This is a genomic window from Enterococcus pingfangensis (genome assembly GCF_005405205.1).
Classification (GTDB): Bacteria; Bacillota; Bacilli; order Lactobacillales; family Enterococcaceae; genus Enterococcus_A; species Enterococcus_A pingfangensis.
Genome location: NZ_BJDP01000007.1, coordinates 117,684 through 134,444, shown reverse-complemented (window position 1 = coordinate 134,444; position 16,761 = coordinate 117,684). Strand labels below are relative to the sequence as shown.

18 protein-coding genes are annotated in these 16,761 nt (G+C 39.7%); 14 read left to right on the top strand and 4 right to left on the bottom strand.

Annotation, left to right across the window (positions count from 1 at the left end):
• Positions 1 to 8 precede the first annotated feature (8 nt).
• From yhbY to FFM63_RS05740, 7 genes are all read left to right on the top strand, one after another.
• Positions 9 to 320, top strand: a complete 312-nt coding sequence (gene yhbY / locus FFM63_RS05770) for a ribosome assembly RNA-binding protein YhbY (RefSeq protein ID WP_137609372.1) — start codon at positions 9 to 11, stop codon at positions 318 to 320.
• A 32-nt stretch (positions 321 to 352) separates the two neighbouring features.
• Positions 353 to 988, top strand: coding sequence for a nicotinate-nucleotide adenylyltransferase (locus tag FFM63_RS05765; protein ID WP_137609371.1), 636 nt, complete (start codon positions 353 to 355; stop codon positions 986 to 988).
• Positions 978 to 1,574, top strand: a complete 597-nt coding sequence (gene yqeK, locus FFM63_RS05760) for a bis(5'-nucleosyl)-tetraphosphatase (symmetrical) YqeK (protein WP_137609433.1) — start codon at positions 978 to 980, stop codon at positions 1,572 to 1,574. Before FFM63_RS05765 ends, yqeK begins: the two co-directional genes overlap by 11 nt.
• A 61-nt stretch (positions 1,575 to 1,635) precedes the next feature.
• Positions 1,636 to 1,992, top strand: coding sequence for a ribosome silencing factor (gene rsfS / locus FFM63_RS05755; RefSeq protein ID WP_280531853.1), 357 nt, complete (start codon positions 1,636 to 1,638; stop codon positions 1,990 to 1,992).
• Complete coding sequence (locus tag FFM63_RS05750) at positions 1,992 to 2,720, top strand: class I SAM-dependent DNA methyltransferase (RefSeq protein WP_137609369.1); 729 nt, start codon at positions 1,992 to 1,994, stop codon at positions 2,718 to 2,720. The genes rsfS and FFM63_RS05750 overlap by 1 nt, the downstream gene beginning before the upstream one ends.
• Before the next feature lie 45 nt (positions 2,721 to 2,765).
• Positions 2,766 to 3,908 carry a nucleotidyltransferase gene (locus tag FFM63_RS05745; protein WP_137609368.1) on the top strand — a complete coding sequence of 381 codons (1,143 nt, stop codon included), beginning with the start codon at positions 2,766 to 2,768 and terminating at the stop codon, positions 3,906 to 3,908.
• Positions 3,909 to 3,980: 72 nt separating this feature from the next.
• Positions 3,981 to 4,700 carry a YebC/PmpR family DNA-binding transcriptional regulator gene (locus FFM63_RS05740; protein WP_137609367.1) on the top strand — a complete coding sequence of 240 codons (720 nt, stop codon included), beginning with the start codon at positions 3,981 to 3,983 and terminating at the stop codon, positions 4,698 to 4,700.
• Positions 4,701 to 4,803: 103 nt separating this feature from the next.
• Here FFM63_RS05740 and helD read toward each other — a convergent pair whose 3' ends face one another.
• On the bottom strand, positions 4,804 to 7,086 hold the full coding sequence (helD, locus tag FFM63_RS05735) for an RNA polymerase recycling motor HelD (RefSeq protein WP_137609366.1): 2,283 nt from the start codon (positions 7,084 to 7,086) through the stop codon (positions 4,804 to 4,806).
• A 282-nt stretch (positions 7,087 to 7,368) separates the two neighbouring features.
• Positions 7,369 to 7,692 (bottom strand): winged helix-turn-helix transcriptional regulator, encoded by a 324-nt coding sequence (locus FFM63_RS05730; protein WP_137609365.1) that lies wholly within the window; start codon positions 7,690 to 7,692, stop codon positions 7,369 to 7,371.
• Positions 7,693 to 7,972: 280 nt separating this feature from the next.
• Here FFM63_RS05730 and FFM63_RS05725 point away from each other — a divergent pair, with 280 nt between their 5' ends.
• Positions 7,973 to 8,896, top strand: a complete 924-nt coding sequence (locus FFM63_RS05725; protein WP_137609364.1) for an NmrA family NAD(P)-binding protein — start codon at positions 7,973 to 7,975, stop codon at positions 8,894 to 8,896.
• A 293-nt stretch (positions 8,897 to 9,189) separates the two neighbouring features.
• Here FFM63_RS05725 and FFM63_RS05720 read toward each other — a convergent pair whose 3' ends face one another.
• Entirely contained in the window at positions 9,190 to 10,062 is an 873-nt protein-coding gene (locus FFM63_RS05720) for a VOC family protein (RefSeq protein WP_137609363.1), read from the bottom strand.
• 12 nt (positions 10,063 to 10,074) lie between these two features.
• Positions 10,075 to 10,485, bottom strand: coding sequence for a VOC family protein (locus FFM63_RS05715; protein ID WP_137609362.1), 411 nt, complete (start codon positions 10,483 to 10,485; stop codon positions 10,075 to 10,077).
• 143 nt (positions 10,486 to 10,628) lie between these two features.
• On the opposite strand from FFM63_RS05715, the gene FFM63_RS09785 reads away from it, so the two are divergent.
• From FFM63_RS09785 to rpmG, 6 genes are all read left to right on the top strand, one after another.
• A complete protein-coding gene (locus tag FFM63_RS09785) occupies positions 10,629 to 10,802 on the top strand; it encodes a transcription termination/antitermination protein NusG (protein ID WP_171000197.1) in 174 nt (57 codons plus the stop codon).
• A gap of 82 nt (positions 10,803 to 10,884) precedes the next feature.
• Positions 10,885 to 11,061, top strand: a complete 177-nt coding sequence (gene thmT / locus FFM63_RS05710) for a 2-hydroxymuconate tautomerase (RefSeq protein ID WP_137609361.1) — start codon at positions 10,885 to 10,887, stop codon at positions 11,059 to 11,061.
• Between the two features lie 316 nt (positions 11,062 to 11,377).
• Positions 11,378 to 13,315, top strand: coding sequence for a threonine--tRNA ligase (thrS, locus tag FFM63_RS05705; protein WP_137609360.1), 1,938 nt, complete (start codon positions 11,378 to 11,380; stop codon positions 13,313 to 13,315).
• 366 nt (positions 13,316 to 13,681) lie between these two features.
• On the top strand, positions 13,682 to 15,799 hold the full coding sequence (locus FFM63_RS05700; RefSeq protein ID WP_137609359.1) for a penicillin-binding transpeptidase domain-containing protein: 2,118 nt from the start codon (positions 13,682 to 13,684) through the stop codon (positions 15,797 to 15,799).
• Between the two features lie 120 nt (positions 15,800 to 15,919).
• A complete protein-coding gene (locus FFM63_RS05695; protein WP_137609358.1) occupies positions 15,920 to 16,393 on the top strand; it encodes a glutathione peroxidase in 474 nt (157 codons plus the stop codon).
• A 124-nt stretch (positions 16,394 to 16,517) separates the two neighbouring features.
• Positions 16,518 to 16,667: a 50S ribosomal protein L33 gene (rpmG, locus tag FFM63_RS05690; protein ID WP_067623696.1), complete on the top strand. Its 150-nt coding sequence runs from the start codon at positions 16,518 to 16,520 to the stop codon at positions 16,665 to 16,667.
• Positions 16,668 to 16,761 lie beyond the last annotated feature (94 nt).

Here is a 16,761-nt window from a genome sequence, read left to right as displayed (position 1 = left end):
GTGTATCGATGGAATTAAGAGGAAAACAAAAACGTTTTTTACGCAGTCAAGCGCACCATTTACAACCAATTTTCCAAATTGGTAAAAATGGGATTAATGATGCGGTGATTATCCAAATCGCCGAGGCGTTAGAAAAAAGAGAATTGATCAAGATCAATTTACTACAAAATACCGATGAAATCGCGGAAGATGTGGCACGGATTTTAGAAGAAAAAATCAATTGCCAAGTCGTTCAGATCATCGGACGAGTATTAGTTTTATACAAAGCGTCAAGCAAAGAAAAGTACCAAAGAATTTCAAAAGAAGTTCGCAGCATTTAATTTTTCAGCAAAAAAACAAGGAGGAATAACGCGTGTATCAAGATGTCTTAACAATTCCTAAAGTCAAACCAATGACAGTTAACACAATGCCCAAAAAGCAGGTGGGATTGCTAGGGGGGAACTTTAATCCGATTCATCAAGCACATTTAATGATCGCAGAACAAGTCGGTCAAAAAATGGGATTTGATGAAGTCCATCTGTTGCCAAGTTATTTACCACCTCATGTAGATGAAAAGAAAACCATTGACAGTACGCATCGTTTGGCAATGGTCAAATTGGCGATTGAAGACAATTCTTTTTTATCAGTGGATACAAGGGAACTTGCCCGCAAAGGAAAGAGCTACACGATCGATACGATGTTGGAGATGACAGCAGAAAATCCTGATACAGAGTATTATTTTATTATCGGGGGAGATGAAGTGGCTTATTTGCCAAAATGGCATCGAATCGAGGAGCTGGTACAGCTTGTCAATTTTGTCGGCGTCAAAAGAGCGGGTTATACATTAGAAAGCCCTTATCCGATTATTTGGGTCGATGTTCCTGAAATCCAGCTGTCGTCTTCTTATATTCGCAAACAAGTCAAACAAGGGTGCTCGATTCGTTATCTAGTGCCTGAACGGGTCCGAGAATATATTGCGGAAGAAGGATTGTATCTTGATGAATTATAGTGCTGACTATACGACGATGGAACGTGAAGCCTTGATGCAAGCCGTTCAGATGCGGATGAGCGAACGGCGCTTCAAACATGTTTTAGGTGTTGAAGAAACGGCTGTCGCTTTAGCGGAACGTTTCGGCGCATCATCAGAAAAAGCGAGTATCGCTGCTTTGACGCATGATTATGCGAAAGAACGCTCAGATGAAGAATTTCAGCTGGCAATCGAGCAAGGTGCTTATGAAAATAAAACCGAATTATTAAAATACGGGAATGCCATTTGGCACGGACTTGTGGGCGCTGATTTTGTCGCGCGTGAGTTAGCTATTACGGATGAAGAAATTTTAGATGCGATTCGGTTGCACACTACTGGTGCGGCAGAGTTGTCTTTGTTAGCTAAAATCATCTATGTAGCCGATTATATCGAACCTGGCAGAAACTTTCCCGGAGTTGAAGATGCAAGAGTGATCGCATTTAGTGATTTAGATCAAGCTGTAGCCTTTGAAACCAAACACACATTGGCCCATTTAGTTGAAAGCGAAAGTCTCATTTATCCTAAAACGCTGGAAACTTATAATCGCTGGGTGTACGGATTGGAATAAGACTTTTACAACATTTGAATAAAAATAGTAAGCGTAGTTTCAGATAACAAGGAGGAGAATTATCATAGAAAGTAAAAATATGTTAGAAATTGCCGTGAAGGCAGCCGATTCAAAACGAGCGACTGATATCGTGGCATTGGATGTATCACAAGTTTCATTGTTGGCGGATTATTTTATGATTTGTTCAGCAAATTCTGATCGTCAAATCAATGCAATCGTAGATGCGATCGTGGATAAAGAAGAAGAAGCGCAAGTTGAAGTTAAACGGGTCGAAGGAAAAGACGGCGGAAAATGGGTCTTGATTGACTTAGGCGATGTGATCGTCCATGTCTTTAGCACTTCTGAACGTGAATTTTATAATTTAGAAAAATTATGGTCGGATGCACCGCTTGAAAATATCGAGGCGTGGTTAGACTAATGGCTTATGAAACATTTGCTTTTGTCTATGACGAAGTAATGGATGATACGCTGTATCAACAGTGGCTGGATTTTTCATTGCGTCATTTGCCAGAATCAACAAATCAAGTTTTAGAACTTGCTTGCGGTACAGGCGCCTTAGCTGTTGCTTTTGCTGAGCACGGCTTTGAAGTAACGGGCTTAGATTTATCAGAAGAAATGTTGACACTAGCCAGTGATCGTGCGATCCAAGCGGAAGTCGCGATCAACTGGGTCGCAGGCGATATGCTGGATCTGACTGACATTGGGACGTATCAGGCAGTGACTTGTTTTTCTGACTCGCTTTGTTATATGCAAAATGCTCAGCAAGTCAAACAAGTTTTTGCTGGTGTCTATCAGTTATTAAAAACAGCGGGAACATTTATTTTTGATGTCCATTCAACGTATCAGATCGATGAAGTTTTCCCAGAGTATAGTTTTCACGATCAGACAGAAGAGTTCGCTTTTTTGTGGGATAGTTATCCTGGTGAAGAGGAGCATAGTATCGAACACTTTTTGACTTTCTTTGTAAAAAAAGAAGGGGAAGTGTTTGAACGATTCGATGAATTACACAAAGAACGGACTTATCCGTTGGCACGGTATCAAAAAATGCTGACGGAAGTTGGCTTTAACGTTGAAGTTTTTGCTGATTTCACTGATGAACAGCCTGATGAGACAAGTAAACGCTGGTTTTTTGTCTGTCAAAAATAGCCGAGAGCGATCTCGGTTTTTTTGTTATTAGAAAGGAGCAGTAAGATGCGAAGTTGCGGAATTGTGGTGGAGTACAATCCTTTTCACAATGGGCATCGCTATCATGCGGAAAAGGCGCGCGAGTTGAGTGGCGCGGATGTTGTAGTAGCCGTGATGAGCGGGAATTTTTTGCAGCGAGGAGAGCCGGCGATCGTCGACAAGTGGGCACGTGCCCAGACGGCGTTACAAAATGGAGTGGATCTTGTGATCGAATTGCCCTTTGCGTGGGCAGTCCAATCTGCCGATTATTTCGCTAAAGGCAGCATCAAGTTTTTACAAGCATTAAATTGTGATGCGCTCTGTTTTGGTACAGACAGTGACACCGTATTTGATTATGCCGGCTATGGTCGTTTTTTTATTGAAGAAAAAGCAGCGATTGATCAGCTTTTTCACGAATTACCGATCGGTTGGAGTTATCCTGAAAAAATGGCTGAAGTCGTCTCTCGATTGTATCCGAAGGCGCAAAATTTCCCACCAAATCATTTGTTAGGGTTAAGTTATGCCAAAGAAAATGCGGCTTATAATCGTCCGATGGAACTCTTTCCATTGCCGCGAAAAGATCAAGGGTATCATGATCAGACATTACCTGCTGATCAGTTTGCCAGTGCGACCGGGATCAGGCAAGCCGTTTTAGCGGGTGAGGAAGAAGTCGCGGCATTTGTCCCAAGGGAAATGCTGCAAGAACTCAAACAGACAGCAATCTCATGGGAAGATTTTTGGCCGTATTTAAATTACCAATTGCGAGCAAATTCTTTAGCAGATCTTCGAGAAATTTATCAAATGACAGAAGGCTTAGAACATCGGCTAGTTGAACAAGCGGCGCCGGATTTTGCTGGATTTTTGCAAACAATCCGTACGAAACGCTACACCAAACCGCGCTTACAACGGCTGCTGACCTATGTTTTGCTGCAAGTGAAAGTCACTGAGATAAAAGCGGAACAAGAAAATTCAATGCTGCATATTTTAGGTTTCACAGAGCAAGGGCAGAAGTATTTGAATCAGATAAAAAAACAAGTCTCTTTGCCGATAGCCGCAAAGATCGGTCAGCAAGAAAAAGAAAAGCATTTTTTGACATATCGTGCGGATCAAATCTATCAATTGATTCACCCGCAAGAGCAAACAATCGGCCGATTTCCGATTCGAGTATAAAAAATACTTTCCAAAGTGTAAGTGAGTCGTTATAATGAGAAAGTATGAAATTAACGAAAGAGAAGTGAAAATATGGGACGTAAATGGGCGAATATCGTGGCTAAAAAGACCGCGAAGGATGCAAACAACAGTAAAATTTACGCTAAATTTGGAATTGAGATTTATGCAGCAGCAAAATCAGGTGAACCTGATCCGCATGCAAATCAAAAATTACGTTTCGTTATTGAACGGGCAAAAACGTATAATGTTCCAAAACATATCATTGATCGAGCAATTGAAAAAGCGAAAGGATCTGGCGACGAGACTTTCCAAGAATTGCGTTACGAAGGCTTCGGTCCTAATGGTTCAATGGTGATCGTTGATGCGCTGACAAACAATGTCAATCGGACAGCTTCAGACGTTCGGGCGGCCTTTGGTAAAAACGGCGGGAACATGGGGGTTTCTGGTGCAGTTGCTTACATGTTCGACAACACTGCATTGTTTGGTTTTGCCGGTGATGATGCCGATGAAATTTTGGAATACTTGATGGATAAAGAGATCGATGTGCGTGATGTGGTGGATGAAGAAGGTCAAATTATCGTTTACGGCGAACCAGAAGATTTCAATGCGATCCAAGAAGCTTTGAAAGAAAAAGGAATCACAGAATTTTCAGTTGCTGAAATGCAAATGATTCCGCAAAATGAAGTAACATTGACTGGTGAAGATCTAGAGAAGTTCGAAAAAATGATCGATGTACTGGATGAATTAGAAGATGTTCAGCAAATCTACCACAATGTGGAATTAGAAGATTAAAGCAACTAGCGGGTGTGACAAAAGCCTTGTCACACCCGCTTATTTTAGTGAATAAATAAAATGCTAAACAACTCGGTGAAGACTTCTTCACCGAGTTGTTTGGTTAATTTAGTGATTTTTGAACATAAAGATCTGCTGGGATCATTTCCAACAAAGGGCTTTGTTTGCCGATGACTAACAGATTTAGTTCATGCATCGCACGGGTGCAGACAGTATAAAGAATCAGTTTGTCTTGTTCTGTATAGTAATTTTCAGGTGAAACGTTCCAAGCAAAGACCCGGTCAAATTCTAATCCCTTCGCTAAATAAGTCGGGATGATGATTAGATTTTTTTTCATGAAGTCTTCTTCATCAACCAATAGTTGGACTTGAGTTTTTTGTTCAGGAGTCAATTGATCGTAAAGAGCCTGACATTCTTCAACCGTTTTAGCGATGATGGCTGTCCGCCAATATTTGGCTGCCTCAGCGGTTTCTTCAATCTGTTGGATCAAACCATCGATCATTTGCCGAGAGTTATTTGTATAATAAACTTTTGGCAGATCGCCGACCCGAGCCGTCAATTCCACGCGGTTTTCTTGCGTCAAAAATTGGTTGGCAAAATTAGTGATTTCTTCAGTTGACCGATAGCTGGTAGTCAATTCAAAATGAGTCAATGACTGATCAGGGAAAATCTGTGCCAAAGAATGGACCATGCTTTCATTTCCAAAAACTTTTTGATTCAAGTCGCCACATAAAGTATAGGTCGCTTTAGGATACAAATGGCGCAGCAAAGCAACTTGTGCAGGAGAAAAGTCTTGCATCTCATCGATAAAAATGAAACGCGCTTTTTGCTTCACATCTAGCGGATGGATCGATTTCATCAATAGGAACAATAATGTCCCGTCTTCTAAACTAAGGTCTTTCCGTTTGAAATCATTTAATAGTTCTTCGAGCATCAATTTCCAATCCTCTTGTGTCAATTGGTAATGGGCCAACAAACGATTTGGAACATTTTGCAAGAAATGGAGATATTGTTTCGCATAATTGATGAAACCAAAACGAGTGATTTGTCTGCGCAGAGGTTTTAGTTTTTTGCGGACGACTTTTTGAGTCATTTGCCGCCTCAACCGACGTTCAGCTTTTTCTGAATCTTCCATATTGGGGTTGTTGACAAAAGCCGCTTCGATCAACTCATCAGCCGCTTCTTTAGCCCAATCTTTTTTCATTTCGTCTTTTTCTAAGCCGCCTAATTTTTTCAAAAGTTTTGTTTGCAGTAATTGCATCCGCTGATACATTGGCAATTCAGGATTGGCTTCTTGATACCAATTACGAATTTGTTTTTTCGAGATCAAGACTTCTTGCTTCAATTTGATATCGCGGAACAAAGGTCCGAATGGCGCGATCCGTTCAACATAATTATACAATTCCTGGACAATTGCAAAACTGCTTTTAGCCCGCAAGATTCGATCGTCTTGACCGGAAAGGAAGACTTCTTCATGACTTTCTTCCGTATGAATCTGATAAGTCGGCAATAAGGCGCTCAAAAATGTTTTAAATGTTTCGGTCGGGATGCCGCTTTCGCCTAATGACGGCAAGACAGTTGAGATATAATCTGAAAAGATATGGTTAGGAGAAAATAGTAAAACTTGTTCGTTATCTAACCATTTGCGATTGTGGTAGAGCAAGTAGGCGACTCGTTGCAGCAAGGCAGATGTTTTACCGCTGCCGGCGATTCCTTCGACTACTAAGACTTTACTTCTCGCATCACGAATGATCTCATTTTGTGAACGTTGGATCGTAGCAACGATATTTTTCATATGATTCGAAGACGCTTCATCTAAAATTTCTAAGAGAAAATCATCGTTGATCGCTTCTGATGTATCCACCATTGATAAAATCTGGCCTTCACGAATCTTGAATTGACGTTTCAATTGCAATTCGATCGGAATGATCGCGTCATGCGCTTCGTATTCTGTTTGTCCCAACGTGCCTTCATAATAAAGATTGGCGATCGGTGCGCGCCAGTCGATTACAACCGTTTCTTCCTGCGCATCCCGCAAAGAAGAAATTCCTAAATACAAGGTCTCGGTTTCTTGATCTTCTTTAAAATCGATTCGGGCAAAATAGGGATTTTCTCCCATCAATTTAAGCACTCTTTGCCGTTTTTCCTGAGAAGCAAGTGTCTGATAACGCAAAAGCAATTCAGCTTCATGCTGCCTTGTGTCTGCCATTGTTTCAGCTAAAGCCTCGAAGGAACCACCTTGAATTCTTTGACCGGCATTTTCTAACATGTCGGTATCAAATTTTGCTTTGGTTTCTTTCTTTTGGTTGTCCAAAAAGGCTAGTTCCTGTTGGATCAAAGCGCTTGTTTGTTGGACGTGCTCTTGTTCGTATTCACGTGCGTTCATTGAGCATCCCCCTTTGTTTTTCCATCCACTGTTTATAACAGCATAATAGTATAGCATATAAGAAGGAAGAGAAGCAAAAAGTTGATTTTTATGAAAAATAGTTGTGACAGCAGAGGAGAGTTTCAAGAAATTTTGACTTATTTCTGAAGAAGCTGCTTTTCATCGTTAAATTTAAAAAAAGGTGTGACAAGACTTTTGCCGCACCCCTCACGATTTTTATAAATTCCTCATGCATGATTTTTCATATTCATTTTTTCGGTGAGACTGATCTATCTGAGCAGTTCAGTCTGCTAGATTTTTTTCTCCCCACTCGAACATTGACTCTATGATTGGGAAAAAATTTTCCCCTAACTCTGTTAATGAATATTCCACTTTGGGAGGAACTTCCTGATAAACTTCACGATGAACAAGTTTATCATGTTCTAATTCTCTCAATTGTTTTGTCAACATGGCTTGTGTCATTTCTGGGAAGTAGCGGTTAATTTCGCCAAAGCGTCTAGGTTGCTCTGAAAGAGACCAGAGTAATACCAATTTCCACTTTCCGCCTAGTATTTTCTGAACTTTCGCTAAACCACACTCAGGTGAATAATATTTTGTATTCTCCATTAAATAATTTCCTCCTAAAAAAGCTTGAAACATCATTACTACCAAAAAACATAGTACCTATCAAAAAAGACAGTACTTGAATTTTTAATCTAAAAACAATAAAGTGAGTATAACATGGTTGGTATAGTTTTTAAATATCTTGTTCAAATGATAGAAAAGAGTTTATCGATCGAAACAAAATAAAGTGAACCAATTTTTGAAGGTTAGTGTAGCTGATGGAAAGCTTCATAGAAGATTAAAAACAGTTGAATAAAAATTTATATTTGAAAGGTGATTTATCATGAATTCAAACAAACAAAAATTAATTTTAGTTACCGGCGCCACTGGAATCCAGGGCAGTGCGGTAGCTGAGGAAGCGTTAAAGCAAGGGTTTAACGTTCGTATTTTAGTGCGGGATAAAGCAAAAGTAAAAGCTCAAGAACTAATTCAAAAAGGGGCAAAAGCTGTTGTGGGAGATTTCGATGATCCTGCTTCTTTAGATAATGCAATGAAAGATGTCGACGCTGTATTTTCTGTGCCAATCTCTGGTATAGATACCGTTGAAACTGACAGAGAACGCAAACAAGCTTCTGCTTTGATTCACAGTGCTATTAAGAATGGTGTCAAACAGTTTGTGCACACGTCTGTTGCTGCCACCAGCAGATACAAAGAATTTCCGAAATGGGGCACCGGTTATTGGTTTGAAAAGTATTGGACCGATAAATGGGATATTGAAGAAGCGGTTCGTTCTGCTGGTTTTGCGGAGTGGACGATCTTGAAACCAGCTGCGATGATGGAAAACTTTACTGAAAAAGCTAAGTTCATGTATCCACTGTTCGAGCAGGGAGAAATAAGAACGGTGGTATTGTCGGATACGCGCATCGATCATATCGCGATGACTGATGTGGCAAAATTTGCTGTTGCCGCCTTTGCCAATCCAGAAAAGTTCAGTCACAAAAGTATCGAGTTAGCTGCTGAATCATTGACTTATAATGAAATTGCTGCGACTATTTCAGCAGTAACTGGCAAGGCCTTCAAAATTGTTACACTTAGTTCTGATGATGCGCTAGCAGAAGGAGTGCATATATTAAGTGCACGTAGTGAGGAGTGGAATAATATCTCTGGCTATGATGTTGACATTGATCTATTAAAAACTTATGGTATCAAATTAACTTCATTCAAGGAGTTTGCAGAAGAAAATAAAGATAGATTTGAAATAGACTAAGATAGATTAGAAAGTTATTTTGCCAGTATGTGAAAATAAAACACGGATAGGTATTGAACTAAAAAATTTTTTACTACTACATTAAATCTAAGCAAGAACACTAGATTGATTAAAATAACGATTACGAAGTGAATACTGCTAAACCACAGGGCCAATAACCTCGAGTGAAAATTCTTGGTTGTTGGTTTTTTTTAAAATAGAACAAATAGATAAAAAGCCGAAATCCTTGATAAACGAAGGATTTCAGCGTAAGCGTCTGGTGTCACTTGAAAAAATGACTCCCGCAATTAACTTCAAGCGGATTCAATTGTTCCATCATGCGCTCGTTGGATCTGAGCAAGATTGATTTTTTTCATTTTATACAGCTCTTGGGTCGCGCGTTTCGCTTTTACTGGATCTGGGTCGTTAGTCCAAGCGAGCAGTTGTTTATTAACAGTTTGCCAATAGACACCGTAGCGATCTTCCATCCAGCCGCAGGGCCATTCTTTTCCAGCAGCAGTGATTGCATCCCATACGTGATCGATGTCGGCTTGATCGTTGAAATAGAAATAAAAGGAATTTCCCATAGAAAAATCAAAGGCGTGTTTTTCTGGGCTGTCCATAATGATCAGATCTTGCCCGCGCAACTGAAACCCGGCGGCTCGCAGATGTTCGTCTTCTTTGACCGCAAAATTTTGTTTTCCACCAAATACGGTGATCCATTCATCGATCGCAGCTTGAGCCAGACCAAAATTTTCATTTGCAAACATGATGCAGGGCACGATCGTTTGTGCAGTACCTTCTAAGCGAACTTGCCAAGAAAAACCATAGCGGTCATTGGTCCAACCGTATTTTCCCAGTTCTGGATAATCCATCAACGGCATCAATGTTTGACCAGCTTGATTCAATTCTTGCCAAACACGATTCAGCTGCTCTTCGTTTTCACAGTTAACAACATACGAGACTGCCGGAGTCGGTTTAAAAGTATCCCCGCCATTTAGTAAGAGAAATTCACAGCCAGCTAAATCTAATGTGATCGTCAGTAAATCACCGATTGTGCCATGTTCATCTGTAATATAATAAGTTTCATCTTTTATTCGGCTATTTTCAAAAGTCGAAGTATAAAAAGCGGCAGCTTCAGCCAGCTGTCCGTCAAACCATAAACAACAACCAAATTGCTGTTCCATAAAATTTCCTCCTTATAAAAAATTGATATACCAATTTACGTCATATTGATCTTTGACCATTCCGTATAATTCTGCCCAAAATGTTTTTTCAAGCGGAAGCAGAACAGTACCATTTTCCGCTAAACGTTGAAAAATCTCTAAAGCTTCTTCAGCCGTTGTTGCATTGAAAACCAAAGCGACAGTATTTCCGATAATTCTTGGTGACGCTAAACTTTCCGGACTATCAGAGATCATGACATTCGTATCATTGATCTGCAAGTTCGCGTGCAATACTAAATCTTTGATAGAATCATCGACGGGATTATTATCATCGGGGGGCATTTGGCCAAACGTCATGATCTGTGCCGGTTTTGTCTTAAAGACATCTTCATAAAAAGTAATGGCTTCTGCTGCTTGATCTGTAAAATGCAAATAGATATCCATGCGTTTTCCTCCAATCTGATAGGTCTACTTTACCATGATGAAAGGGCTAACAATACTAATTTGAATCGCAAAGACAATCTTTGACAATTTTATCAGAACTATTTATGCTTGAGGCAAGAAGTGAAAGAGGGATGGGATGTTTGATGGAACAATTTAAACTAGGCGAGAGCGTCACAGTAATAAATGGCCCTTTTAAAGGGATTTATGGCGTAATCGTTTTTTATGACAAGCAACAAGAGAAATATTTGATCCGTTTTAGTGGTCAGCAGCAGCTTTATTATTCAGCCAATGAAATCATTTTATGGTCTGAAAAGTAGTTTTTCTGAAGGAATCTTCATTTTAGAACTATTTGTGCTAAAATAAAGCAATAGAAATAAAAAAATAAAGGAGCGATTTATTATGCCATTTGTCCACATTGAATTAGTCGAAGGAAGAACAGAAGAACAGTTAACAAAGATGGTCGAAGAGGTAACCGAGGCGATTTCAAAAAACGTTGGTGCGCCAAAAGAGAACATCCATGTGATCATCAATGAGATGCAAAAAGGCAAGTATGCACAAGGCGGAAAATGGAAATAATAAATATTATGCTTGCATTTCAAATCGATAAGTGTTTATAATGACAATGTAAATGATTGATGAAGAAAGACACCTGAACTTGATAGCTGTTTATCAGAGAGGAAAAGCACGGCTGAGACTTTTCCAGACAAGCGCAAGGGATGACCACTTTCAGAGACTGTTGCACAAATGTAGCAGCGGACAGCGCCGTTATCGCTTGTGAGGAGCAGAAATTCTGCTCAAAGATTAGGTGGAACCACGTTTATTCGTCCTAGTACCGTTTTCGGTACTAGGACTTTTTTTTTATCAATCGAAAATCATAAGGGGGAACTACAGGATGGTAAAAATTTCATTTCCAGATGGATCAATAAAAGAGTTTGACAATGGTGTTACTGGCTTAGAGATCGCAAAAAGTATTTCTAATTCATTAGCAAAAAATGCGTTAGCTGTTGTAGTAAACGGCGAGTTAGAAGATTTGAATCGTGCAATTGAAGAAGATGCGGAATTGAAAATCGTGACTGAAAAAGATGAAGAAGCATTGCCGCTTGTTCGTCATTCAAGTGCCCATTTAATGGCACAAGCAGTTCGTCGTCTATTCCCAAATATGCATTTTGGTGTAGGGCCAGCGATTGATACAGGGTTCTATTACGATACTGATAACGGAGAAAATCAACTTAGTGAAGAAGATTTCCCAGCAATCGAACAAGAAATGAAAAAAATTATCAAAGAAAATCTGCCGATTGAACGCAAAGTGATGAGCCGCCAAGAAGCTTTGGATTTCTTCAGCTATGATCCATACAAAGTAGAATTGATCTCTGATCTGCCAGAAGACGAAGTAATCACAGCGTATTCTCAAGGTGAATTCACTGACTTATGTCGTGGACCGCACGTACCATCAACAGGAAAAATCAAAATCGTTAAATTATTATCAGTTGCCGGAGCTTACTGGCGCGGAAATTCTGATAACCAAATGATGCAACGGGTTTACGGAACAGCTTTCTTCAATCAAGCAGATTTAGATCATTTCTTGAAAATGCGTGAAGAAGCTAAAGAACGCGATCATCGTAAACTAGGAAAAGAATTAGATTTATTCATGATCTCGCAAGAAGTTGGTTCAGGTCTGCCTTTCTGGTTGCCAAAAGGTGCAACGATTCGCCGCGTCATCGAACGTTACATTGTGGACAAAGAAATTTCAATGGGTTATGAACATGTGTATACTCCGGTATTAGCAGACACAAGTTTATACAAAACTTCTGGTCACTGGGATCATTATAAAGAAGACATGTTCCCAATCATGGATATGGGTGACGGTGAAGAATCCTTAGTTTTACGTCCGATGAACTGCCCGCATCACATGATGATCTATAAAAATCATATCCATTCATACCGCGAATTACCAATCCGCATCGCCGAACTTGGGATGGACCACCGTTATGAAAAATCAGGTGCGTTATCAGGCTTGCAACGTGTTCGTGAGATGACAATGAATGATGCCCATGTCTTTGTTCGTCCCGATCAAATCAAAGAGGAATTCCGTCGTACATTAGACTTGATTTTAGAAGTATACAAAGATTTCGGTTTTGATGACTATCGTTTCCGTCTAAGCTATCGTGATCCAGAAAACACTGAAAAATATTTCGATGACGATCAAATGTGGGAAACTTCGCAAAGTCTATTAAAAGAAGTAATGGATGAATCTGGCTTTGAATACTTTGAAGCTGATGGTGAAGCTGCTTTCTATGGTCCAAAACTTGACGTTCAAGTGTTGACTGCATTAGGAACAGAAGAAACATTATCTACGATCCAATTTGACTTCTTATTGCCTGAACGTTTTGATTTAACTTATGTTGGTGAAGATGGTAAAGATCATCGTCCAGTTGTTGTTCACCGTAGTGTCGTTTCAACAATGGAACGCTTTACTGCTTACTTAATCGAACAATACAAAGGTGCTTTCCCAACTTGGTTGGCACCAGAGCAAGTAGCGATCCTACCAGTCTCACCAGAACATCATGGTGACTATGCTTATGAAGTGAAAGATCGTTTGGTTCGTGAAGGTGTTCGTGTCGAAGTCGATGACCGCAATGAAAAACTTGGTTATAAGATTCGCCAAGCTCAAACACAAAAAATTCCTTACCTATTAGTAATCGGCGACAAAGAAGTCGAAGAAGCTTCAGTCAATGTTCGCCGCTACGGTAGTGAAGAACAAGCAGCACAAGATTTAAGTATGTTTATTGAAGCAATCAAAGCAGATATCAACAACATGAGTCGCAGCTAAAAAAATTTCCGGTGAGTTTACTCACCGGTTTTTTTATATCGTCAAAAGATAAAGCGATTTGTGGAAAACTTTTTAAAGAAAATGCCTGAGACCTGTCTTTTGAATCAGCGAAGTTTTCCACAGTAAAATAAAAAATAGAATGTTTCACGAAAGATGAGGCTTTTCTCAATTAATAAACCAGATTTAGCGCTGAAAAAATTGTCAATTAAAAAATCTATCACATATCCGTGAAACAACCGAGATTTTTATCGCAAGAAAAATTAAAGTTTTTAAACGATGGTAAAGGAACTACGAATAATCCTTTTGAAAAACCACTTTTTCAGCTACAATAAGAAAAGTAACTGTCAAAGTGGAAGGAACAGATGAATGAAACTAACGAATCCATTTAAGAAACTTTTTGAAAAATTGAGACTCGCGGACGAAAGCGGCCGCAATCAAAATAGAAGTCATGTCCCATTTAGATTGAACTTTCTATTTTTTGTCATCTTCGGCTTGTTCGTCATCCTAGTCACTCGATTAGGTTATCTTCAGATCGTTGAAGGGGACAAGATGAAAGCTGAGATGAAGGCATCAACAACGATCACGGTAAAAGAAAATGCCCCGCGTGGTGTGATTTATGACGCTAACGGAACAGCTTTAGTTAATAATGTTGCTAACCCGGCAATCACTTTTACTCGCGGCAATTCAATGGAAGCTTCAGATATTCTTGAATTAGCTGAGGAACTCAATACGTTGATTGATGTACCTGCGGATGAAGATCTAACTACTCGTGATAAAAAAGATTATTGGTTAGCCGATAAGGATCATTTAAAAGAAGCCGAGGACCGTTTGTCTTTTAAAGAGAAAAATCTAGATACAACCGATGAATATCAAAAGCTGGTCGATAAAGTCAAAGATAGTGAGATTCAGTTTGATGACAATCAATTAAAAGTTGCGACGATCTTCAAGCGGATGAACGCTGCTTCAGCACTCAGCACGGTTTTTGTAAAAAATGAAGATGTGACCGATGAAGAATTAGCGGTAGTTGCAGAACACGCGGCTGATCTGCCGGGCGTTTCTACAGGAACCGACTGGGATCGCTCCTATAATGCGGCTTTAGACGGTTCATTGAAGAGTATTTTAGGAACGATTACGACAGAAAAAGAAGGACTGCCGGCAGAAGATGCCGATGAATATTTGAAAAAAGGTTATTCACGCAATGACCGTGTCGGTAAAAGTTATTTAGAAAAACAATATGAAGAACAACTTCAAGGTAAAAAAGGCGAATACAAAGTTACTTTGAATCAAGATGGAAACATTGAAAAACAAAAAGAAGTCAAAAAAGGTGAAAAAGGTTCTAACATTGTTATGACCATCAATTCGGACTTCCAGACAAAAGTGGAAGAAATTTTGAAAACTCACTATCAAGGATTGGTAGACAGCGGTGTTGCTAAATATTCGCCGGGTGCTTATGCGGTGGCCTTGAATCCAACTACAGGCGAAGTTTATGCAATGACCGGATTTACCCACGATATCAATAGTAAGACATTGGAAGAAAATACATTAGGCACGATCACAAACGCGTTTGTTCCCGGATCTGTTGTCAAAGGCGGAACGGTTACCGCAGGTTATGAAACAGGAGCAATCAGTGGAAATGATGTTTTGATCGATCAGCCGATTAAATTATCTGGGACGTCATTAAAAGGCTCGATTTACAATCAAGTTTTAGGAAATCAAATCTCTTTGAACACAGTCAAAGCACTCGAATGGTCTTCGAATGCGTATATGATGCAGCTCGTGTTGCGGATGCTGGGCGTTGAATACCAGCAAAATATGACCTTACCGGAAATTGCTTCCACCAAAGAAATGTATAATAAATTACGAAACGCCTTTGCCGAATATGGAATGGGTGTAAAAACAGAAATCGATTTACCAAATGAAGCTACTGGTATCATGAATACTAATTTTGGCGAAGAAAACGGACCTGGCGGCGGGAACTTGTTGGATCTTTCATTTGGTCAGTATGATACGTATACTCCAATGCAGCTTGCTCAATATGCAGCGACAGTCGCTAATGGCGGGACTAGAATCTCACCTCATGTAGTAAAAGGAATTTACGGCAACAATGACAGCGGCGGATTAGGCGATCTGCAAACGGAAATTACCGGGAAAAAATTGAATCAAGTGAATATTACCCAAGATCAGATGGGAATCATCAAGCAAGGATTTTATCAAGCGGTTCACGGCAGCGACGCCTATACAACTGCGCGCGATTTGGCTTCAGCCAAAATTGATCCGGCAGCCAAAACAGGTACCGCAGAAACGGTGGCGGAAAATGGGGCAAGTACGATCAACAGTAACATCGTAGCTTATGCACCATATGATAATCCACAAGTAGCAATCAGTGTGATGCTGCCTAACTTGGATGAAGAACATGATGATACGAATAAAGCCATCGCAAAAGACATATTAAATGCTTTTGCGGACACCTATGGCGTACAATAAGCTAAGGAGCGAGCCTCCTTAGCTTTTTCTATAACAAATTACGCGGAAATAAAATATTTTTCATGTAGCGTTTTTAAGAGTATGATAAACAAGTAAGCATTTAACTGAGGAGTGAAGAAGATGACAGTATACGATTTTGAAGTGAAACAAACAAATGGAACTGAGAAATCTTTAGCGGATTATCGAGGAAAAGTTCTTTTAGTTGTCAATACCGCGACAGGATGCGGCTTTACACCGCAATATGAAGGCCTGCAAAACTTGTATGAAGATTACCAAGAAAAAGGATTTGAAATTCTTGATTTCCCTTGCAATCAATTTGGCAACCAAGCAGATGGCACAAATAGTGAACTTGCGGAGTTCTGTCAGTTGAAATACCATACGACTTTCCAAACGTTCGCCAAGGTCGATGTCAATGGTGAAAACGAAGCACCGCTATACAGTTATTTGAAAGATGCGCAAGGTGGATTACTTAACAAAGCGATCAAATGGAATTTCACTAAATTTTTGATCGATCGTGAAGGAAACGTGATAAAGCGCTATGCATCGCAAACAAAGCCAGAAGAAATCGCCAAAGATATTGAAGCGCAACTTTAAAAACGTCAAGTAGAACTACTTAACAAAAATCATAAAAAGACTAGTCAAGAAAAAGAAAACATGATATGATATCAAAGTCTGAGAAATATCTTGGAAAACTGATTTTAGCTAGGGAGGGAAAATCATGCGCGTAAATATCACTTTGGAATGTACTTCTTGTAAAGAACGTAACTACCTAACAAGCAAAAACAAACGTAACAACCCTGATCGTTTGGAAAAAATGAAATATTGCCCACGCGAACGTAAAGTTACTTTGCATAAAGAAGTAAAATAATCGACGAGCAAGCCAGCAATCGACAGCGATTGTTGGCTTTTTTTGAGTTTCAGTCGAAAATTTACGGACAAGACTGTCAATTAACAGCGGTTAT